General features: G+C 71.4%; 19 protein-coding genes. All 19 read right to left on the reverse strand.

The features are described from left to right. Positions 1–100: 100 nt before the first annotated feature. Positions 101–313 (reverse strand): Rv0909 family putative TA system antitoxin, encoded by a 213-nt coding sequence (locus IFT45_RS03505; protein WP_056057403.1) that lies wholly within the window; start codon positions 311–313, stop codon positions 101–103. 140 nt (positions 314–453) lie between these two features. Next, positions 454–1647 (reverse strand): elongation factor Tu, encoded by a 1194-nt coding sequence (gene tuf, locus IFT45_RS03510; protein WP_185233884.1) that lies wholly within the window; start codon positions 1645–1647, stop codon positions 454–456. Positions 1648–1773: 126 nt separating this feature from the next. After that, a complete protein-coding gene (gene fusA, locus IFT45_RS03515) occupies positions 1774–3891 on the reverse strand; it encodes an elongation factor G (protein ID WP_056057409.1) in 2118 nt (705 codons plus the stop codon). An 86-nt stretch (positions 3892–3977) separates the two neighbouring features. Continuing rightward, complete coding sequence (gene rpsG, locus IFT45_RS03520; RefSeq protein WP_056057412.1) at positions 3978–4448, reverse strand: 30S ribosomal protein S7; 471 nt, start codon at positions 4446–4448, stop codon at positions 3978–3980. Further along, complete coding sequence (rpsL, locus tag IFT45_RS03525; RefSeq protein ID WP_043593380.1) at positions 4448–4822, reverse strand: 30S ribosomal protein S12; 375 nt, start codon at positions 4820–4822, stop codon at positions 4448–4450. The genes rpsG and rpsL overlap by 1 nt, the downstream gene beginning before the upstream one ends. A gap of 291 nt (positions 4823–5113) precedes the next feature. Continuing rightward, the gene (locus IFT45_RS03530) at positions 5114–5689 is read right to left on the reverse strand and encodes a DUF6121 family protein (protein ID WP_192126664.1); all 576 of its coding nucleotides are present in this window, start codon (positions 5687–5689) and stop codon (positions 5114–5116) included. 113 nt (positions 5690–5802) lie between these two features. Then, a complete protein-coding gene (locus IFT45_RS03535; RefSeq protein WP_192126666.1) occupies positions 5803–7170 on the reverse strand; it encodes an NHL repeat-containing protein in 1368 nt (455 codons plus the stop codon). Positions 7171–7594: 424 nt separating this feature from the next. After that, the gene (locus IFT45_RS03540; RefSeq protein WP_192126668.1) at positions 7595–8371 is read right to left on the reverse strand and encodes a hypothetical protein; all 777 of its coding nucleotides are present in this window, start codon (positions 8369–8371) and stop codon (positions 7595–7597) included. 1 nt (position 8372) lies between these two features. Beyond that, complete coding sequence (locus IFT45_RS03545) at positions 8373–9032, reverse strand: hypothetical protein (RefSeq protein WP_156370125.1); 660 nt, start codon at positions 9030–9032, stop codon at positions 8373–8375. Then, positions 9029–10078: a type IV pilus assembly protein PilM gene (gene pilM, locus IFT45_RS03550; protein WP_056057433.1), complete on the reverse strand. Its 1050-nt coding sequence runs from the start codon at positions 10076–10078 to the stop codon at positions 9029–9031. Before pilM ends, IFT45_RS03545 begins: the two co-directional genes overlap by 4 nt. 28 nt (positions 10079–10106) lie before the next feature. Then, complete coding sequence (locus IFT45_RS03555; RefSeq protein WP_192046718.1) at positions 10107–10949, reverse strand: prepilin peptidase; 843 nt, start codon at positions 10947–10949, stop codon at positions 10107–10109. Next, on the reverse strand, positions 10946–12754 hold the full coding sequence (locus IFT45_RS16930) for a hypothetical protein (protein ID WP_244637593.1): 1809 nt from the start codon (positions 12752–12754) through the stop codon (positions 10946–10948). The genes IFT45_RS03555 and IFT45_RS16930 overlap by 4 nt, the downstream gene beginning before the upstream one ends. After that, positions 12751–13437 carry a prepilin-type N-terminal cleavage/methylation domain-containing protein gene (locus IFT45_RS03565; RefSeq protein ID WP_192126670.1) on the reverse strand — a complete coding sequence of 229 codons (687 nt, stop codon included), beginning with the start codon at positions 13435–13437 and terminating at the stop codon, positions 12751–12753. The genes IFT45_RS16930 and IFT45_RS03565 overlap by 4 nt, the downstream gene beginning before the upstream one ends. Beyond that, entirely contained in the window at positions 13434–14849 is a 1416-nt protein-coding gene (locus IFT45_RS03570; protein WP_192126672.1) for a carboxypeptidase-like regulatory domain-containing protein, read from the reverse strand. The genes IFT45_RS03565 and IFT45_RS03570 overlap by 4 nt, the downstream gene beginning before the upstream one ends. A gap of 91 nt (positions 14850–14940) precedes the next feature. Further along, positions 14941–15375: a type II secretion system protein gene (locus tag IFT45_RS17705; protein WP_369814276.1), complete on the reverse strand. Its 435-nt coding sequence runs from the start codon at positions 15373–15375 to the stop codon at positions 14941–14943. A 261-nt stretch (positions 15376–15636) separates the two neighbouring features. Then, positions 15637–16869: a type II secretion system F family protein gene (locus IFT45_RS03580; RefSeq protein WP_056057450.1), complete on the reverse strand. Its 1233-nt coding sequence runs from the start codon at positions 16867–16869 to the stop codon at positions 15637–15639. After that, positions 16869–18728 carry a type IV pilus twitching motility protein PilT gene (locus IFT45_RS17620; RefSeq protein ID WP_305798207.1) on the reverse strand — a complete coding sequence of 620 codons (1860 nt, stop codon included), beginning with the start codon at positions 18726–18728 and terminating at the stop codon, positions 16869–16871. Before IFT45_RS17620 ends, IFT45_RS03580 begins: the two co-directional genes overlap by 1 nt. Positions 18729–18849: 121 nt before the next feature. Then, positions 18850–20511, reverse strand: a complete 1662-nt coding sequence (locus tag IFT45_RS03590; RefSeq protein WP_056057451.1) for a GspE/PulE family protein — start codon at positions 20509–20511, stop codon at positions 18850–18852. A 196-nt stretch (positions 20512–20707) separates the two neighbouring features. Then, complete coding sequence (locus IFT45_RS03595; protein WP_056057454.1) at positions 20708–21259, reverse strand: GNAT family N-acetyltransferase; 552 nt, start codon at positions 21257–21259, stop codon at positions 20708–20710. Between the last annotated feature and the right edge of the window lie 15 nt (positions 21260–21274).

Consider the following 21274-nt stretch of genomic DNA (forward strand, 5'->3'; position numbering starts at 1 on the left):
GTGAACACTGTCCGGTCGAACGGTGGCCGGGTCGCCGGGGTACAACGACGGCCCCCGTGCCCCTCGAGGGCTCCGGGGGCCGGCGACGGGGCCGTGGGCCCTACTCGTTGCCGATCTTCTTGTCGGCGGCGCTCTTGGCCTGCTGGATCTTGTCGGAGTGCTTGCCCCCGGTGGCCTTGTCGGCAGCGCCGGCGACGGCGTCGAGGATGCGGTCGCTGACGCCCTCCGCCTTCTCGCTCTTCAGGGCGTCCTGCACCTTGCCGTCGTTGAGGAACGACTGTGCCTTGCGGGTGATGTCGTCGAAACCGGCCATGACGTCTCTCCTGTCTGCGCCGGCGCGTCCGGCGGCACCCCATGGTGACACGCCGGACCCTGGTGACACGAGAGAGGGGGCCGGGCCCTCTCGGGCCCGACCCCCTCTCAGGAGATCAGCAGTGCTGGAGTGACCAGTACTTACTTGGCGATCTTGGTGACGGTGCCGGCACCGACCGTGCGGCCACCCTCGCGGATGGCGAAGCGCAGGCCCTCTTCCATGGCGATGGGCTGGATCAGCTGGACGGTGATCTCAGTCGTGTCGCCGGGCATGACCATCTCGGTGCCCTCGGGCAGCGTGATGACACCCGTGACGTCGGTGGTGCGGAAGTAGAACTGCGGGCGGTAGTTCGCGTAGAACGGGTTGTGACGCCCACCCTCGTCCTTGGAGAGGATGTAGACGTTCGCCTCGAACTCGGTGTGGGGCGTGATCGAGCCGGGCTTGACCACGACCTGGCCGCGCTCGACGTCCTCGCGCTTGGTGCCGCGGAGGAGCAGGCCGACGTTCTCACCGGCGCGCGCGTCGTCGAGGGTCTTGCGGAACATCTCGATGGCGGTGACGGTCGTCTTCGACGACTTCTCCTTGATGCCGACGATCTCGACCTCGTCGTTCGGCTTCAGGATGCCGCGCTCGACACGACCGGTGATGACGGTTCCACGACCGGTGATCGTGAAGACGTCCTCGACGGGCATGAGGAAGGGCTGGTCGGTCGCGCGGACCGGCTCGGGCACGTTCTCGTCGACCTGGTCCATCAGGTCGGCGACCGTGGCGGCCCACTTCTCGTCGCCCTCGAGGGCCTTGAGAGCGGAGACCTGGACGACGGGGGCGTTGTCGCCGTCGAAGTCCTGGCTCGAGAGGAGCTCGCGCACCTCGATCTCGACGAGCTCGAGGATCTCCTCGTCGTCGACCATGTCGGACTTGTTCAGCGCCACGACGATGTAGGGAACGCCGACCTGGCGGGCGAGCAGGACGTGCTCACGCGTCTGGGGCATCGGGCCGTCGGTGGCGGCGACCACGAGGATCGCGCCGTCCATCTGAGCCGCACCGGTGATCATGTTCTTGATGTAGTCGGCGTGGCCGGGAGCGTCGACGTGAGCGTAGTGACGCTTCTCCGTCTGGTACTCGACGTGCGAGATGTTGATCGTGATGCCGCGCTGCTTCTCTTCGGGCGCGTTGTCGATCTGGTCGAAGGCCGACGCCTCGTTGAGGGTCGGGTACTTGTCGTGCAGGACCTTGGTGATCGCCGCGGTGAGCGTGGTCTTGCCGTGGTCGACGTGACCGATGGTTCCGATGTTGACGTGCGGCTTGGTCCGCTCGAACTTGGCCTTAGCCACTGTGGGTCCTCCTCAGGACTCGGTTGCAGTGGGGCCGGGGGCCGGGTCGATGACCCGGCCTACCGGACACTGCGGATTGGTGTGTGTACATGTTACGCGGTCGAGGAACGGCCGCGAGATTCGGGACTATTCGCCCTTGTTCTTCTGGATGATCTCCTCGGCCACGGCCGAGGGGACTTCCTGGTACGACTCGAACGTCATCGAGTAGACGGCACGGCCCGAGGTCTTCGACCGCAGGTCTCCGACGTAGCCGAACATCTCCGACAGCGGCACGCTGGCCCGAACGACCTTCACACCACTGGCGTCTTCCATCGACGAGATCTGCCCGCGACGCGAGCTGAGGTCGCCGATGACGTCGCCCATGTACTCCTCGGGCGTACGCACCTCGACCGCCATGAGCGGCTCGAGGAGAACGGGCTGGGCCTTGCGAGCCGCCTCTTTGTAGGCGATCGACCCAGCGATCTTGAAGGCCATCTCGGACGAGTCGACGTCGTGCGCCGCACCGTCGAGGAGCAGGGCCCGGACGCCCACGGTCGGGTAGCCCGCGAGGACTCCGACCTGCATGGCGTCCTGGATGCCCGCGTCGACCGACGGGATGTACTCGCGCGGCACGCGGCCACCGGTGACCTTGTTGACGAACTCGTAGGTCGACTCGGCCGTGACCTCGAAGGGCTCCAGCGCGATCTGGACCTTGGCGAACTGGCCCGAGCCACCCGTCTGCTTCTTGTGGGTGTAGTCGTAGCGCTCGATGCCCTTCTTGAGGGTCTCGCGGTACGCGACCTGGGGCTTGCCGACGTTGGCCTCGACGTTGAACTCGCGCTTCATGCGGTCGACGAGGATGTCGAGGTGGAGCTCGCCCATGCCCTTGATGACCGTCTGGCCGGTCTCGGCGTTGAGCTCGACGCGGAACGTCGGGTCTTCTTCGGCGAGCTTCTGGATGGCCAGCGAGAGCTTCTCCTGGTCGGCCTTCGTCTTCGGCTCGATGGCGACCTCGATGACGGGCTCGGGGAAGGTCATCGACTCGAGGACGACCTGGTCCTGCGGGTCGCACAGGGTGTCGCCGGTGGTCGTGAACTTGAGGCCGATGACCGCGTAGATGTGGCCGGCGGTCACGCTGTCGACCGGGTTCTCCTTGTTGGAGTGCATCTGGAAGATCTTGCCGATGCGCTCCTTCTTGTCCTTCGTGGAGTTGACGACCTGGGCGCCCGACTCGATGGAGCCCGAGTAGACGCGGACGTAGGTGAGGCGACCGAAGAAGGGGTGCACCGCGACCTTGAAGGCGAGGGCCGAGAAGGGCTCCGTCGACTCGGGCTTGCGGATGATGACCTTCTCGGCGTCACGCACGTCGTGGCCCTCCATGGGGGGCACGTCGAGGGGCGAGGGGAGGTAGTCGATGACCGCGTCGAGCATCGGCTGCACGCCGCGGTTCTTGAAGGCCGAGCCACAGAAGATCGGGTAGACCTCGCTGTTGACCGTCAGCTTGCGGACGGCGGCCTTGATCTCGGCGACGGTGAAGTCGGTGTCGCCCTCGAGGTAGCGCTCCATGAGAGCGTCCTCCGCCTCGGCCACGCGCTCGATGAGCTTCTCGCGGTACTCGGCGGCGCGGTCGGCCAGGTCGGCCGGGATCTCCTCGATGTCGTACTTCGCACCGAGCTCGACGTCGCCCTTGGCGTCGCCGCGCCACGTGAGCGCACGCATCTCGACGAGGTCGATGACGCCCTCGAACGAGCTCTCGGCACCGATCGGCAGCTGCATCACCAGGGGCTCCGCGCCGAGGCGGTTGACGATGGTGTCGACGGTGAAGTAGAAGTCGGCGCCGAGCTTGTCCATCTTGTTGACGAAGCAGATGCGGGGCACGTCGTACTTGTCGGCCTGACGCCAGACGGTCTCGGACTGGGGCTCGACGCCCTCCTTGCCGTCGAACACGGCGACGGCGCCGTCGAGGACGCGGAGCGAGCGCTCCACCTCGACGGTGAAGTCGACGTGGCCGGGGGTGTCGATGATGTTGATCTGGTTCTTGTTCCAGAAGCACGTCGTGGCCGCCGACGTGATGGTGATGCCGCGCTCCTGCTCCTGCGCCATCCAGTCCATCGTGGCCGCACCGTCGTGGACCTCACCGATCTTGTGGGTGATGCCCGTGTAGTACAGGATGCGCTCGGTGGTCGTCGTCTTGCCAGCATCGATGTGAGCCATGATGCCGATGTTGCGGACCTTGTTCAGGTCGGTGAGCACGTCCTGTGCCACGGGTTCCTCCGAAGGGGTAGGTGGGGAGTTGTGGGAGCCGGGGAGGCGCGGTGCGGGGAGTGCCCGCACCGCACCTCATCGACTGGTTACCAGCGGTAGTGCGCGAAGGCCTTGTTCGCCTCGGCCATCTTGTGCGTGTCCTCGCGACGCTTGACAGCGGCGCCGAGGCCGTTGGAGGCGTCGAGGATCTCGTTCATCAGGCGCTCGGTCATGGTCTTCTCACGACGAGCCTTGGCGTACGAGGTCAGCCAGCGGAGCGCCAGGGTGTTGGCGCGGTGCGGCTTGACCTCGACGGGGACCTGATAGGTCGAGCCGCCGACGCGGCGCGAACGCACCTCGAGGGTCGGGCGCACGTTGTCGAGCGCCTTCTTCAGCGTGGCGACGGCGTCCTGGTCGTTCTTCGCGGCGACGCCGGCGAGGGCACCGTAGACGATGCGCTCGGCGAGGCCCTTCTTGCCGTCGAGGAGGATCTTGTTGACGAGCTGGCTGACGATCGGCGCCCCGTAGACGGGATCGGCGACGACAGGGCGCTTGGGCGCGGGTCCTTTACGAGGCATTACTTCTTGTCCTTCTTCGCACCGTAGAGGCTACGAGCCTGCTTGCGGTTCTTCACGGCCTGGGTGTCGAGGGCGCCACGAACGATCTTGTAGCGCACGCCGGGGAGGTCCTTCACGCGACCGCCGCGGACGAGCACCATCGAGTGCTCCTGCAGGTTGTGGCCCTCGCCGGGGATGTAGGCGGTGACCTCGGTGCCGTTGGACAGCTTCACACGGGCGACCTTGCGGAGCGCGGAGTTCGGCTTCTTGGGGGTGGTGGTGTACACGCGGGTGCACACGCCACGCTGCTGGGGGTTGGACCGCAGGGCGGGGGCCTTGGTCTTGACGACCTTCGGCGTACGACCCTTGCGGACCAGCTGCTGGATGGTTGGCACTGGTTCTCCTAGATTGCGCTCTGCTCGTGCAGGGCTCTGCTCTGTCCGACCGGACGGTCGGCATCCTCGTCGTGCCTCACGCCGGCGCCGCACCCGGAGGTGCTCACCAGCGCTGAGCCCGACCGCGGCGCTGCTCGAGAGACGAGGCCGCTGGTCGTCGTGGACGGCCTGGAGGCCACCACGAGAGACGGTGCATCCGACCCCCACGACCGGGCGGACCCCGTCGTGGTGCGGATTTTTCGGGCGCGCCGTTGAGCGCACACCCGATAGAGCATAGCTTCCGGTAGGGGCTTAATCAAATGATCGCGGGCTGCCCCGGGACGGGTCGACGCGCGACGCCGCCCCGACCCCGAGCACCACGAGCCCGGCCCACAGGGCGCTGCCGAGCACGAACGGCGAGAGGACGTACCGGCCCGCGAACAGGACGGCCGCGGCGCCGTCGTCGCGCACCAGCGCGTAGCCGACCGAGCCGACGACGACCATGGCCGCCCAGACGAGGAGGGCGGTGACGAGGGCCGGGGGCAGGAGGCGCGGGGCCGGGGTGCGGGGCGCGCCCGCGCCGGGGCCGTCGGCGGTGCCCGTCGGGGCCGATCGGCCCGGGCCGACGCCGTCGGCGGGCTGAGCCGGGAAGGTGCCCCGCGACTCCGGCGCCCTGCCCTCGGCCCGGTCGGCGACCGCGGCCGAGCGCATCAGCGCCAGGAGGACGACGAGCAGCGCCGCGGCCGCCATGGCGGGGCCGAGCACCGTGCCGGCGTCGGGCTCGCTGATGACGTCGCGGTCGAGGAGCAGGCTCTCGAAGCCGGCCGTCGCGATGAGGAGCGCGGCGAAGAGCACCGTGCCCATGAGTGCGTACACGGCCCTGGTCATCCCGCGAGCGTACGCCGCGCCTCCGACAGGGCCCGGGCGGACGACGGGACCGCCCCGCCGCGCCTCCGGGGAGGGCGGCGGGGCGGTCCCGTCGAGCGGAGCGTCGACCCGCGTCAGGCGCGGCGGCGTGCCCGCCCCGCGCGGCCGGCGGCCACGGCGGTCAGGGCGAGGCCCAGGCCGACCAGCACGGCGGCGATGCCGAGCGGCGTCGTCGTGTCGGAGCCCGTGAAGGCGAGCTCGCCGTCGGCCGGGTCCGCGGCGGCACGGGTGGCCGTCGGGGTGAGGCGCGTCGGAGCCCCGGCGGCCGGCGTGGTCGCCGCGGGGGCGGCCGCGGCGGGCGTCGTCGGGGTGGTCGGCACGGTCGGCGCCACCGCGGCCGGGGTGGTCGGGGTCGTCGGCGTGGTGGGGGTCGTCGGCGTGGTGGGCGTCGTCGGCGTCGTCGGGGTGGTGGGCGTCGTCGGGACGACGGCCGCCGCGGTGATCGCGAGGAACTGCAGGCGGTCGGTGTCGCTGTCGGTCACGACGACGGTGTCGCCGTCGACCGCGACGCCCCACGGGTTCGAGAAGGCGCAGGCGTCGGCCCCGCCGGCCCCCACGGTGGTCCAGGTCTCGCCCTCGCGGACGAGGAGGACGTCGCGGGCCTCGTCGGTGACGTAGATGCGGCCGGCGGCGTCGACGGCGATGCCCGCCGACTCGTCGAGGCGGAAGGGCACGGCGATGGTCGACACCGTGCCGTCGACGGCGACCACGCGCACCTCGTCGGCGGGACGGTCGATGACGTAGACGAGGCCGTCGGCGCCGACGGCGACGCCGATCGTGCCGTCGGTCGTCTGCGGGTCGCTGGCGGGCAGCACGACGGCCCACGCGGTCTCGCCGGGGGCGAGCGCGACGACCTGGTCGGTGTAGCCGGTCGTGGCGTAGACGGTGCCGTCGGCGGCGACCGCGACGCTGGTCACGCGGTCGAAGCCGGCGTAGGCGGGCAGGGCCGTCCAGACCTGGGTGTCGGGCTGGTAGCGCAGCACGCGGTCCGCCTCGGTGTCGGCGACGACGAGGCTGTCGGCACCGGCGGCGCTGCCGTCGAACGCGAGGCCGAAGGCCTGGCCCACGGGGCCCAGGTCGGCGCCGGGCGCGGGGGCGTCGGTGTAGGTGCCGTCTGCCGCGCGCTGGTGCAGCACGCCGGTGGCCGAGTCGAGCACCCAGATGCTGTCGCGGGCCGTGTCGACCGCGACGCCCTTGGGGTAGTCGAGGCCGTCGGCGCGGCCGGGGACGTCCTCGGACGTCGTGCACGACAGCGTGGCCGGCGCGGTGGCGGCGAAGGCGGAGGGCGCGGGGAGGAGGACGACGGAGGCGGCGAGCAGGGCCGGGATCGCGACCGCGGCCAGGCGGGTGCGACCGCTGAGGCCGCGCCTCCCGGCGTCGGTGGGGGCGGAGGAGGGCAGGGCGGGGCGCGCGTCAGGGCGCGCCGACGAGGACATCGACATTCGGGTGTGCGACTTTCGTGCGGAGTGGTTCGCGACCACGGGCGTTCGGGGCGCCCGGGACGACGAACTGGGTGGGCTCGGCGTCGTCGTGGTGGGTGGCCACGAGGGGCAGGTCGCGGGCGCGCCCGGTCGGGATGGTCGGGCGGCTCTCCTGGAGACTACGGGCTCGGGCCCGGGAGGGCGATGTGGACGGCGGGTGGTTCCCCCCGCCCGGGGGGCGTGGTGGCCCTCACCCGGGGTACACGGGGACCGGGCGGTCGGGGCGGTGGCGGGGGACACGGGGTCGCGGTCGTCGTCGCCGACGGGGCCGATCGGCCCCCGGGCACGACGGTCGCCCGGACGACGAACGAGTGGTCACGACGTGCTCCTCCGCCGGGGCGGGGAGGGCACGTCGTGACCACTCGAGGGTCGTGCAGGTGGGGGGCTACTCCCCCGCGGCCGTGCTGTCGTCGGCGTCGCCCTCGGCCTGGGCGGTCGGCGTCGTGGTGGCGCCGGTCGGGGTCGAGGCCGCGTCGAGCAGCACGTAGACGTTGCCCGAGACCGTCCAGCTGTCGGGTGCCGCGCCCTCGCTGCCGGCCTCCTCGCTGCCGGAGCTGCCGAAGGTCTCGAGGGCGAACAGCCGGCTGCCGCCCTGGAGGGCCGCGACGAAGTCGAGGGCGTCTGAGTACGAGCCCTCGACCGTGATCGAGACCGGCACGACGGAGAAGTTCGCCGCGGTGATCGCCGGGTCGCTCACGAGGTCGGGCGCCGTGGGGGCGACGGGCTCGGCGGCCGGAGCGGCCGTGGCGGCGTCGGTCGACTCGGCCGAGGCGTCCGTGGTCGCCGCGGCGTCGGCCGGGGCGGCGGCCGCGACCGGGGCGTACGCCTCGGCCTCGGTCGTCGTGATGTCGACCACGGTCGTGCTGGTCTCGTCGGAGAGCCGGCTGACCTCGCTGATGAAGGTCGAGAGCGACGCCGACGACGGGATCGCCGTCTGCAGCGTGCCGAGCTCGGACCGCAGCGCGGGCAGGGCGTCGTTGTCGGCCTGCAGCTGGGTGATCGCCGCCCGGATCTGCTCGTTCTGCGTCGTCACCGTCGTGATCTGCTCGCGAGACGCGGTGGCCGCCGAGAGCTGCGGCTGGACGCCGAGCAGGAAGCCGAGGGCGAGCACCACGACGGCGGTGCCCATCGCGGCGAACATCATGAGTCGGTTGCGGTCCACGTCAGTCGTCCTTCTCGTCGAACCGGCCCGAGAAGGCGTCGGCGGTGATGTGCATGGTGACGGTCGCCTCGTAGACGCCGTCGGAGAAGGCGACCGACCCGGGGGTCGCGTCGGCGAAGCCGGGCAGGGTCGCGAGGCCGTCGAGCCAGACCGGCACGGCGGGCAGGGTGGGGCTGGTCGCCGTGAAGACCACGGTCGCGACGCGCGAGCCCTCGAGCGGGGAGGTGCCCTGCGCGTACGACTCGAGCGGCGAGGCCTGGTCGAGCGAGACGCTCGTCACGGTGACGCCGACGGGCAGCGTGCCCTGCACCGAGCGCAGGTAGGTCGCCCAGTCGATGTCGGTGGAGCCTCCGACGGCCTGGCCCGACTCGATCAGGTCGACCTGCGACTGCGTGTCGCGCACCTCGGAGAACTTCGCCTGCTGCGCGAGCAGCGTGCTCGTCTCGCTCTGGACCACGGTGAGGTCGTCGGCCGCGGAGAGCGAGCCGAGGGTGGCGGCTCCCGAGGCGACGACGGTGGCGGCCACGAGCACGACGACGCCGAGCCAGGTGCGGCGCGTGGTCGAGGCGGCGCGACGCTCGGCCCGCACCTCCGGGGGCAGCAGGTCGACGCGGGGGGCGCCTCCCACGGTGATGGCGGCGTCTCTCTTGGACGATCTCATGCGGCGCTCCCGAGGGCGAGGCCCAGGGCCACGGTCAGGTCGGAGGGGCGGGCCCGGAGGGCCGCCTCGTCGACGGTCTTGGCGACGGCGACCGTCGCGAGGGGGTCGCCGAGGGCGACGGGGAGGCGCGTGACCTCCGACAGGGCGTCGGAGAAGCCCGGCATGGCGGAGCCTCCCCCGGCGAGCAGGATGCCCGCGACGGGGTTGGCGGGCCGCGTGTTGACGAAGTACTGGACGGTGTTGCGCAGGCTGCCGAGCAGGTCGTTGGTCGACTCGAAGATGGCCGACGACGCCGCCTGCTCCTGCGGGGTGGTGACGACGGTCGAGAGGCCCCGGGCGTGCTTGAGCTGCTCGGCCGCGGCCGGGCCGGTCTCGAGCGCGGCGGCCACGGCCTGCGTGATGTCGTCGCCGCCCGAGGGGATGATGCGGACGAACTGCGGCACCCCGTCGGTCACCATGACGACCGAGGTCGTGTTGTGCCCGATCTCGACGACGGCCACCGTGCCGACGACCCGGGGGCGGTTCACGAGGAGGCGCACCGTCGCGAACGGGATGAGGTCGACGCCCAGCGTGGTCAGGCCCGCGAGCTTGCTGGCACGGACGTTGCCGAGCACGGCGTCCTTGACGGCGGCGATCAGCAGCCCGTTGACGACCGGGCCGTTGTCGCCCACTCCCTCGCTGTACGGGTAGAAGTCGAGGAGCGCGTCGGCCACCGGCACCGGCAGCATGTCCTGCACCTGGAAGGGCAGCGCCTCCTTGATCCGCTGCGGCGACATCTTCGCGACGGTGAGGTCGCGGGCCAGCACGCGCTGGTTGCCCATGCCGAGCACGACCCGCTTGCTCTTGAAGCCGCCGGCCGACCAGAGCTGCTTGAGCGACCCGGCGACCGTCTGCGGCTCGAGCACCTCGCCGCGGCTCGCCGCGCCCTCGGGCAGCTCGACCTCGGCGAAGCGGACCACGGTCGGCTTCGCCTTGTCGGCGTCGGCCACCTCGACGGCGCGCACGGTGCGGCTGCCGATGTCGATGCCCACGATGTTCTTGCCCATCAGTGCTGCTCTCTGTCAGGTCGCCTGGTCATGCCAGGCCGAGGAGGGTGAGGTAGCCGGTGGCGACGATGCCGCCGGCGAAGACGCCGACCCAGGCGCCCGCGAGCATCCAGGGTCCGAAGGGGATGCCGCCGCTGCGCTGCACCCGGCGGGTGGCCAGCAGGACGACCGAGAAGAGGCCGCCGAGCAGGAAGGCCGCGAACGACCCGACGGCGAGCTCGGCCCAGCCGAGCCAGCCCAGGTAGAGGCCGAGCACGCCGGCGAGCTTGATGTCGCCGAGGGCCATGCCGCCCTTCCAGCCGAGGCCGAGGGCCAGGTAGAAGAGGAACATCGCGGCGAGGCCGACGCCGGCACGGAGGAGCGCCGCCCAGTCGCCGACCAGCGCGCTCGAGGCGGCGAGGAGGACGCCGCCCACCGCGTAGCTCGGCAGGACGATCGCGTCGGGCAGGCGGTGGTGCTCGACGTCGATCACGGCGAGCGCGACGCTCGCGCCGGCCAGCCAGAGGAAGGCGAGCAGCGCGAGGAGGCGCGACACCAGCGGCAGGACCTCCGTCGGCACGTCGGTGAGCGGCCAGAGCCGCGCCGCGACGACGAGGAAGAAGACGCCCGTGGCGAGCTCGACGATCGGGTAGCGGGCCGAGATCGCGGCCGAGCAGTCGCGGCAGCGCCCGCGGAGGGCGAGCCAGCTGACGACGGGCACGTTGTCACGACGACGGATCGGCGAGCTGCACGACGGGCAGGCGCTGGCCGGGCGTGCGATCGAGACGCCGGCCGGCACGCGGTGCACGACGACGTTGAGGAACGAGCCGATGAGGAGGCCGAGGCCGCCGGCGACGAACACGGCGACGAGCCAGGGGGCGGCGGCGGTCACGAGGCGGCTCCCGTCGAGCGGTAGGCGGGCAGGACCTCGGTCTGCGTGGTGATGCCGTACGAGGTGGTCACCGGGCTGAGGAACTTCGGCGGCGCGAGGTAGCGGAGGCGTGCGTCGTAGCCGTAGGCCTTGATGTAGCCGTTCGAGCCGTTGCGCACGACGCCGCGGAAGGCCTGGGCGATCGAGCCGGTGACCGTGAGCGTGCCCCGGTCGCCGCCGCGCCCGTAGTTCTGCACGAGGAAGGAGTGGTTGACGGAGATGATCGCGGCGTCGATCTCGCGACCGGAGTCGCCGAGCATGGACGCCCCCGAGCTCGCCGAGACGGGGTTCCAGACCCAGGCGATCCCGTCGGAGGCGAGGCCCAGGATGTTGGTGCTCGCGTTCGCCTCGGCGTAGACGACGTCGCCGGTGACGTAGAGGTAGTTCTGGGCGGCCACCGTCAGCTGGCCCTGGAAGGTGCCCTTGACGAAGACGTCGCCGCTGCGGGCGCCGTAGGCGCACGCGCCGGTGCCAGGGCCGCCCGTGGTCGACGAGGTCGGGACGGACTCGCCCGCCCGCGGGTAGCCGACGTGGTTGTTGCCGCACGAGGTCTCGGTGAGGTCGCCGACGGACGCGGCGGCGTTGACGTTCTGCTTCGCGGCGCCGGCGACCGGGACGGGGATGGCCTGCACGTAGACGATGTTGTTGGCGGGCACGGTGATGGTCGCGCCCTTGGCCGAGCCGAGCTGGCCGTCGGCCGTGCCGGGCAGCCCGCAGTCGGCGGTGGCCGTGCCGGCGGTCGCGTCGGCGTTCGAGATGCGGGTCATCTTCGTGTACGGCGACTTCACCGTCATCTTGCCGTCGGCGGTGAAGACGATGTCGGTGGGGCCGGTGTACAGGCAGCCGGGCCGCGGCACGTCGCTGGGGAGGTCGGTGCGCATCTCGCGGATCTTGTCGCCGAGGGTGTCGGGCATGAGGACGCTCGAGACCTGGTCGGGCCCGGCGCCCGCGACGCGCTCCTTGAGGAACTTCTGGCCCGAGCAGGCGTAGCCGTTCGAGTCGACCTTGCTGTAGGAACGACCGTTCGTCGGGTTCGCGGTCGTGACGGTCTGCTCGAAGGTGGCGGAGCAGACGCGCATCGTGTCGTTCGAGTGCGCGGGGCCGGCGATGACGTCGCCGCCGCTGAACGCGATCTCGCCGCAGCCGTCGTCCTGCGTGCGGCCCTCCCACGCGTGCTTCTTGCAGTCGGCGTTCGACTTGCCGGTCAGCGTCGGGTCCTGCGACTCGATGTCGGTGAAGTACAGGTAGTCGATGAAGCCCTTCTGCCGCAGGTCGGCGATGACCGTGCGCGTCGCGCTGCCGACCTTGCCCGTCGAGCGGATGCGGAGGGCGCCGGTCGCGACGAACTTCGAGTTGTCGACCTCGTAGCGGAAGCTGGCCCGGCCGCCGCTCGAGGGCACGGCGGCCCAGGTGCCCGTGGTGCCGGTGCCGAAGGCCGGGTTGACCTGCGAGCCGGTGGGCAGCGACACCGAGCTCGCCGTCGTCTTGCTGAAGGGCGCGGCGGGGTTGCCGAACTGCTGGTAGCTGTTGTCGTTGGCCAGGCGCGCCTGGTACTCCTCGACGCCCGCGTAGGCGGCGGAGAGCGCGGCGTTCCAGTCCTGGTCGGTGTCGGCCTTCTTCAGGCCGCTCGTCGCCACGGTGAGGGCGGTCGCCGCCATGATGATCAGTACCATGCCGAAGATCAGGGTGATGGCCATGGCCATGCCCCGGTCGTCGCGGAGGCGGTCGAGCCGATCGAGGCCGAGCGTGCGGCGGAGTCGGATCACGAGACGGCCCCCCCGAGGAGGTTCGAGAGCGAGACGGTGTTCTGCAGCGTCACGGTCTGGGCGGTGCGGGCGCCCGCGCGGTCGACCGCGAGGCTGATGCGGACGGCCGCGATGGACGACATCTGCGTCGCGGTGAGGGCGCCGGAGGCGTCGGGCACGAGCTGCTTGCCGCTGAAGTCGACGTAGCTGAAGAGGGGCGTGCCCGAGGCGGCCGTGCTGAGCACCGAGCCGCCGATGACGCGCTTCGTCGCGGTCGCGGTGAAGGTCCAGTAGTCGGCGGCGGAGGTGCCGACGACGGTCGTCTCGACCAGGCTGCGGTCGGACTGGACGGTGAACGACACCTTGCGGGGCACGGTCGCGACCGAGTCGGCGGTGTTGACGGCGGTGGTCAGGGTCAGCGCCTCGGTGCTGGCGACGCTGAACGAGGGCGTCTCGGTGCCGCCGGGCACGGGGATGGTGCGCGCGGCGCGGATCGTGCGGGTGAGGTCGGCGAGCCCGGTCGACGCGACGCGGGTGTTGAGGTCGATCGAGCGGGCCTGGCTGGTCGCCTTGGCGAGCGAGACGAAAGTCGTCGACACCACGGTGATGACGATGCCGAAGACCATCATCGCGACGAGCAGCTCGGCGAGGCTCACGCCCGCGTCGTCGCGACGACGGGCGAGCAACGCGCGCAGCGCGGTCACGAGGCGGGCCTCGGGTCGAGGCTCACGACGTTGGTGCCGGCGCCGCCGCCCCCGAAGATCGTGCCGAGGATCGTGCCGATCAGGCCGCTGAGGGTCACGCCGCGGAAGGTCGACGTGGTGCTGTTGCCCGAGGTGATCGCCCAGGTGCCGTAGGGCAGGGCCAGGGTGACCTCGTTGGCCGACGTCTTGCCCTTGACGGTGAACTCGTAGGACTGCGGGACCGCGCAGCCGGGGTCGCCGTTGAGGGCGGCGGTCGAGACGGCACGGACGACCTTGTCGTTGCCGTCGGCGAGCTTGATCGTGGTGACGCCCATGGGCAGCGAGTAGCTCGCCTTCTTGTCGGAGGCCGCCACGAAGGGCTGCACCGGAGCCGTCTTGCCCGCGGCGTTGGCCGGCCAGAGCGAGGGATCGGGCGAGAGGCAGCTGCCGCCGGCGGTGCCGGTCGGGCGGAAGTCGCCGGCCACCATGCGGTAGCCGGTGGCGAGGGGGTAGAGCCAGACGTCGGCGGGGGTGCCCGACGTGGTGGTCGGCGACGGGCCGCCGAGCACGGTGGTCTTGAGGTTGTCCGGCAGCAGCACGGTGCCGCCGGTGTAGTTCGCCGCGTACTTGATCGCGTAGTCGTCGCCGAGCTCGTAGGTGAACGGCACGGGGGCCGAGTCGCCCTTCGCGACGACGACGGTCTTGACCGGAGCGGCGGCCTGCGACGCGTCACGCCACGGGGCCGCGTCGGAGCGCGAGATGGTCACCTTGTACGCGCCGGGCAGGATCTTGATCGCGACGGCGCAGCCGTCAGCGTTCGTGGCGGCGGGCTTCGAGGCGGCGGTGAGGGCCTTGCCGGGCGTCGACGACCCGGTGTCGGGCTCGACGGTGACCACCAGGCCCGGCACGGCCGCGCCCTGGGAGTCCTTGACGCCGATGAGGATCGTGCCCGTGTCCTGGTCGTTGAGGCGGCTGTTCGGGGCGAGGATCGTGTCGCTCGTCACCGGGGAGTCGGGGCTCCGCATGCCGGTCCAGGTCACGGCCACCTGCAGGCGCTTGTAGAACAGCGAGCCGTTGCCGGTCGCGGCGGCCGGGGTGCACGTCGCGTCGACGCCGGTGGTGGTCTGCCAGGCGGCGGTCTGTGCGACCTTGTAGGTGACGCCGCCGACGTCCTTCGTGGTGGTGGCCGAGGTCACCTGGATGACGTCCGCGACGCCGCGGGCGACGTCGACGGCCTCGGAGGCGAGGTTCGTCGCGACCTCGCGGCTGCGGTTGTCGCTGGTGATCGAGAGGGTCAGGCCCACGGCGACGACGGAGCCGACGGTGATGACCGCGAAGACCAGGAGGGCGACGACCACCTCGACGATCGAGAGGCCGGCGTCGCGGTCGGCCGGGTCGGCGGGCCGCAGCCGGTCGCTGAGGAGCTGGAGCATGGTGGGTCACCTCCCGGTCGGGTCAGGGGTGGAGTTGCGGAGGGATGTCTCGGGGGGAGGGTGGGCGCCCTCCCCCCGAGGCGAGGGGTTGCTACTTGCAGGCGCCTTCGACGACTGCTGCAGCGTCGGTGATGCTGAAGGCCTTGCCGGTCTTGCCCGTTCCGTTGATGCAGAAGGTGGTCGTGCCCGCGGTGGGCGCCTTCTGGAAGCCGAGGGTGTTGTCCGCGCTGACGGTGTAGCCGTACTTGGCGAGGCTGGCGTCGAGGGCGGTCGGCAGGTTGCCGGTGTCGGTCTGGAAACCGATGACCGCGGTCTTGGCGTTCGAGAGGTCGCTCTTCACGGAGGCGTCACGGGCGTTGTTCTGCACGCCGAGGTACACCGGGATGGCGATGGCGGCGAGGATGCCGATGATGATCACGACGACGAGGAGCTCGATGAGCGTGAAGCCCTTGTCCTTGTCGGCGGCGAGGTTCTGGCGGCGAGCGTTGAGCTTGCCCATGAGCGCGAAGTACATGAGGGAGTCCATTCCGGGTACGGGGTGCAGGGGGAGTGATCGGCAGCGGTCACTGATCACCGCCGGGAACGATGCTGCCAGCGGGCCGCGGCCCCCGGAATCCCTTGGACGGGGGGTTATGCCCTGCGACACGGCCCCAGTCCGGGGCTCCCCCGAACGGGACAGAACCCCTGGTCACGCCTCGATCACACCCGTACGGGGCACACACGCGGAAGACCCCCTCCGGGCGACAGCTGTCGCCCGGAGGGGGTCCGGGGCAGGGCGGGTCGAGCGCTACTTGATCAGCGAGGTGATCTGGAAGATCGGCAGGTAGAGCGCGACGATCATGCCGCCCACCACGACGCCGAGGAAGGCGATCAGCAGCGGCTCGATCAGCGCGGTGAGCGACTCGGTGGTCGACTTGACCTCCTGGTCGTAGAAGTCCGCGACCTTCTCGAGCATGGTCTGCAGCGAGCCGCTGTCCTCCCCCACCGCGATCATCTGGGTCACCATCGACGGGAAGACGCCGGAGGCGGTGAGCGGGCCGGCGATGGACTCGCCCTGCCGGACCGACTCCGCGACCTCGACCAGCGCCTCCTCGAGCACGTAGTTGCCCGAGACCTCGCCCACGATCCGCAGCGCGGTGAGGATGGGCACGCCGGCGCCGATCATGTTCGAGAAGTTGCGGGCGAAGCGCGCGATCGCGATCTTGCGCAGCAGCACGCCGAAGACCGGCAGCTTGAGCTTCAGCGGGTCGAGGCGCGAGCGCACCTTGACGCTGTTCTTGTTCGTGCGCCACCAGATCGAGAACACGATGCCGAGCACCAGGGCGACGGGCACCACGTACGGCATCGCCTGCGACGCGTAGACGAGCATCATCGTCGGCAGCGGCAGCTTGCCGCCCAGGTTCGTGAACATGTCCTGGAAGATCGGGACGATGAAGAGCAGCATCACGACCACGGCGACGAGCGACATCACGAGCACGACGACCGGGTAGGTCATCGCCGACTTGATCGTGCCGCGGAGGGCGACCTCCTTCTCGAAGTTCTCGGCCGTCGACTCCAGCGCCTTGTCGAGGAACCCGCCGACCTCGCCCGCCTTGATCATGTTGATCATCAGGGGCGGGAAGTCCTTGTCGTGCTTGCCGACCGCGTCGGAGAACGAGACCCCCGTCTCGACGTCGTCACGCACCTCCCCCATGATCTTCGCCAGGCGCTTGCTCTCGACCTGGTCGGCGAGGATGGTCAGGGTGCGCAGCAGCGACAGGCCCGACCCGATCATGGTCGCCATCTGGCGCGACATGACCGCGATGTCCTTCATCTTCACGGCCTTGTCGCCGAGGCCCGGGATCGACACCTCGCGCTGCAGGCCAGTGCCGGCCGCCGCCTCCGAGATCGAGATCGGCTGCACGCCCATCGTGCGCAGGCGCGTGATGACCGCGCCCTCGCTCGAGGCGTCGACCTTGCCCTTGACGACCTTGCCCGCCGTGTCGCGCCCCTTGTAGGCGTAGGCGACCGCGCCGGCCATCAGGCGTCGCCCCGCGAGAAGGCGTCGCCGAAGTCGATGCCGCTGTCGAGGCCCTGCGACTCGCTCTTGTTGATGACGCGCGTGACGAGACGGTCGAAGCCCTCGCGGTCGTGCACCTTCTCCATCGCGGCCTTGTGCGTCACCACGCCCGTGTTGACGAGGTCGGCGAGCTTCTGGTCCATGGTGTGCATGCCGAGGTCACGGCCCGCCTGCATCGACGAGGCGATCTGGTAGGTCTTGCCCTCGCGCACGAGGTTGCCGATGGCCGGCGTCATCATCATGATCTCCGTCGCGACGACCCGGCCGCGGCCGCTCGCCTTGGGCAGCAGGGTCTGGCAGACGACGCCGCGGAGCGTCGAGGCCAGCTGGGTGCGCACCTGGTCCTGCTGGTGCGGCGGGAAGACGTCGATCACGCGGTCGATCGTCTGCGCGGCGCTCTGCGTGTGCAGCGTCGCGAAGACGAGGTGCCCGGTCTCGGCGGCCGTGAGCGCCACCGAGATGGTCTCGAGGTCGCGGAGCTCGCCGATCAGGATCACGTCCGGGTCCTGGCGCAGCACGTGCTTGAGGGCGGCGGCGAAGCTGTGGGTGTCGTGCCCGACCTCGCGCTGGTTCACCAGCGAGCGCTTGTGCTGGTGCATGAACTCGATCGGGTCCTCGACCGTGACGATGTGGTCGGCCCGGGTGCGGTTCACCAGGTCGATCAGCGCGGCGAGGGTGGTCGACTTGCCGGAGCCCGTGGGGCCCGTGACGAGCACGAGGCCGCGGGGCAGCTTCGCGAAGGTCGACACCGACTCGGGCACGCCCAGCTCGTGCAGCGGCTTGATCTCGGTCGGGATGAGGCGGAACGCCGCCCCGAGCGAGCCGCGCTGCTGGTAGAAGTTCACGCGGAAGCGCGACTCGTCGGAGAGCGACCAGGCGAAGTCGAGCTCGAGCTCGTCGTCGAAGCGCTCCTGCTGCTCGGGCGTGAGCAGGCTCGCGAGGGCCGAGGCGACCGTCTCGGCGTCCCACGGCTCGGGCGAGGTGTGCGTCGGCTGCAGGGAGCCGTCCACGCGCAGCGTGGGAGCGGCGTCGACCGTGACGTGGAGGTCGGAGGCTCCGCGCTGCACGACCTCGATCAGGGCGGCGACGAGACCGGGGTGCGCCGTGGTGCGGGCGTGCTCGTGCAGCTCGATGCCGAGGTCGGTCGCGGAGACGAAGGGCAGGGCGGCCGTGACCGGAGTCGCGGGCGAGGCGACGGGGGCGGCGTGCTGCGGCTGGGGCGGCGCCACGGTGGCCGCCGCGGGGAGCACGGGGCGGGCGGCGGGAGGCGTCACGGGCACGGGGGCGGAGGCGGAGGCGGAGGCGTGCATGACGGGCGCCGGGGCCGGAGCAGCGGCCGGAGCGGCAGTCGGCTCCGCGACGGCCACCGGGGCGACGGCCACGGGCGCGACCGACACCGGCGCGACCGCCACGGCCGGCTCGTCGGCCATGTCCGCGATCGCGTCGAAGCGCGGGTCGCTCCAGCTCGGCGTGGCCGGGGCGCGCGTGAGCCCCGCGACGGCCGGCGACGACGGGGCGCGACCGCTGCCGACCTCGGCCGCGGCGGACGCGACCGCCGCGCCGAGGGCCTCGGCGAGGCGCGCGGCCCGCCGGCTCGAGGGCGCGGGCGTCGGGGTCCAGCCCAGCACCGCCTCCTGGTCGCCCTCGAGCGCGTAGACGTGCTTCGTCGGGTCGACGGGGGGCGAGGCGGGCACGAGCGTCACCGGCGCGGGCGGCTCCCACGACGTCGCGGGCGTGTCGGTGCTGACCTCGCGGCCGGGTCGGCCGGGGGCCCACCCGTCGGCGGCGTGGGGCTCGTCGGGGATCTCGTAGACGCTCATGCGGCGGCCTCCGGGGTGGTGGTGGCGGATCGGGTCTCGGGGGCGACGACGCGCGTCGCGGGAGCAGGTGCCGCAGCCCCGGCGGGGGCCGGGGCAGGGGCGGAGGAGGCGCGGGGCCGGGTCACGCGACCACCCGCAGGATCTCCTCGACGCTGGTGAGGCCGAGCTTCGCCTTCTCCCAGCCGTCCTGGCGGAGCGTGAGCATGCCCTGCTCGCGGGCGGTGCGGCCGATCTCGGCGCTCGAGGCGCGGGTCACGGCGAGGCGCTCGATCTCCTCCGAGACGCTCATCACCTCGTGCAGGGCGATGCGCCCGCGGTAGCCCGTGTTGGAGCACTGCTGGCAGCCGACGGGCTGGAAGACCGTCGGGTCCTCGCCGTCGCGCAGCTCGAACTTCAGCGCGGCGAGCTGCCGCGGGGAGTAGTTCGTGGGCTGCTTGCAGCGGTCGCAGAGGCGCCGCGCGAGGCGCTGGGCCACGACGCAGTCGATGGCGCTGCCGACGAGGAAGGGCTCGATGCCCATCTCGGTGAGTCGCGTGATGGCGCTCGGGGCGTCGTTCGTGTGCAGCGTGCTGAGCACGAGGTGGCCGGTCAACGACGCCTCGATGGCGATCTGCGCGGTCTCGTGGTCGCGGATCTCGCCGAGCAGGACGACGTCGGGGTCGGAGCGGAGGATGCTGCGCAGCGCGCTCGCGAACGTGAGGCCGGCCTTCGGGTTGACCTGCACCTGGTTGATGCCGCGCATGCGGTACTCGACCGGGTCCTCGACCGTGATGACGTTGATCTCGGGGCGGGCGACGGCGTTGAGCGTCGTGTAGAGCGTGGTCGACTTGCCCGAGCCGGTGGGGCCCGTGACGAGGATCATGCCGTACGGCTTCGAGTACGACGCCGCGTAGACGTCGAAGTTGCGCTCGAGCAGGTTGAGGTCGCGGAGGCTCATCGACGTGTTCGAGTTGTCGAGGATCCGCATGACGACCTTCTCGCCCCACACCGTGGGCAGCGTCGCGACGCGGAGGTCGATCTGACGGCCGCCGTGGCGGACCGACATGCGGCCGTCCTGCGGCTTGCGGCGCTCGGCGATGTCGATCTCGCTCATGATCTTGAGGCGCGAGATGACGCCGTTCTGGATGGCCTTCGGGGCCGGCTGCATCTCGTGAAGCACGCCGTCGATGCGGTAGCGGATCCGGACGTCGGTCTCGCTCGGCTCGATGTGGATGTCGGAGGCGTGGTCGGTGATCGCCTGGCTCACGAGCAGGTTGACGAAGCGCACGATGGGCACGTCGTCGTCGGGGCCGTCGGTGATGTCGGCCGCCGCCTCCTGCGCTTTCTCCTCCTCGAGCGTGCTCGTGAGGTCGTTGAGCTCGTCGTCGGCGCGGAGGTAGCGGTCGATCGCGGCGAGCAGGTCGCCCTTCTCGGCGACCACGGGGTCGACGCCGATGCGGAGGCCGGCGCGCACGTCGTCGATGGCGAAGACGTCGCCCGGGTCGGCCATCGCGAGCAGCAGGCCGCCGTCGCGCACGCCGATGGGCAGCACGCTGTGGCGGCGACAGACGGCCGCGGGCACCATCGTGACGGCGGCGCGGTCGACGGGGTAGTCGATCAGCTCGACGAAGTCCATGCCGGCGGCCTGCGCACGCGCGCGGGCCACCTGCGAGGTGGTCACGACGCCCTGCGACAGGAGCTCGCGGATGGAGGCCTCCTCGTCGGTGGAGCGACGACCGACGCGGTCGAGGTACTCCATGGGCAGCAGGCCGTGCAGGATCAGGATCTCGGTCATGGAAGCCACGGGACGTACCTCCTCGGTACAGCCGCCGCGGGTGGTCGGGATCGCGTCGGCACGGTCGCCCGGGTCGGGAGTCCGAGCGGTGTCCACGCTAAGGCGAGCGGCCCTCGGGGGCACGTCCCAGAGCGGGTGCCCCCGCAAGGGGGCACAGGGCGTCACCCGTCGCCCGGGCGGGCGGGCCTCGGGAGGCGCGGGCCGGCTACCCGAGGACGCGCTGGTACAGCACGTGGTCCTGCCACCGCCCGGCGATCCGGAGGTAGCTCGGCGCTGTGCCGATCAGCGTGAACCCCGACGCCTCGAGCACGCGCCGGGAGGGCACGTTGTGCGGCAGGGCGCTCGCCTCGAGGCGGTGCAGCCGCAGGCGCGTCGCGGCGAGGTCGGCCACGACCGCCACGGCCGCCCGGGCGAGGCCCCGGCCCGTCCGCTCCCGGTCGACCCAGTAGCCGACCGAGGCGGCCTGGACCGGGCCACGGACGATGTGGTTCAGCGAGATGCCGCCGACGACGCGGTCGCCGTCGGGGCCTCGCTCGACGAGGTGGAGGGGCAGGGCCTCCCCCGAGTCCGCCGCCGCGATCCGTGCCGTCAGCAGGGCGAGCTGGCCGGCCGGCTCGAAGAACGAGGCCGGGCGAGCAGGGTCCCAGGGGGCGAGGTGGTCGCGGTTGCGCGCCTGCGCGGCCGCCAGCGACGCGGCGTCGCCGACCCGCGCCTCCCTCAGGGTGACGTCGTCGGTGAGGGCCTGCTCGAACTGCACCCCACCGAGCGTAGG

It is taken from the genome of Frigoribacterium sp. CFBP 13707 (assembly GCF_014842245.1).
Lineage (GTDB): Bacteria > Actinomycetota > Actinomycetes > Actinomycetales > Microbacteriaceae > Frigoribacterium > Frigoribacterium endophyticum.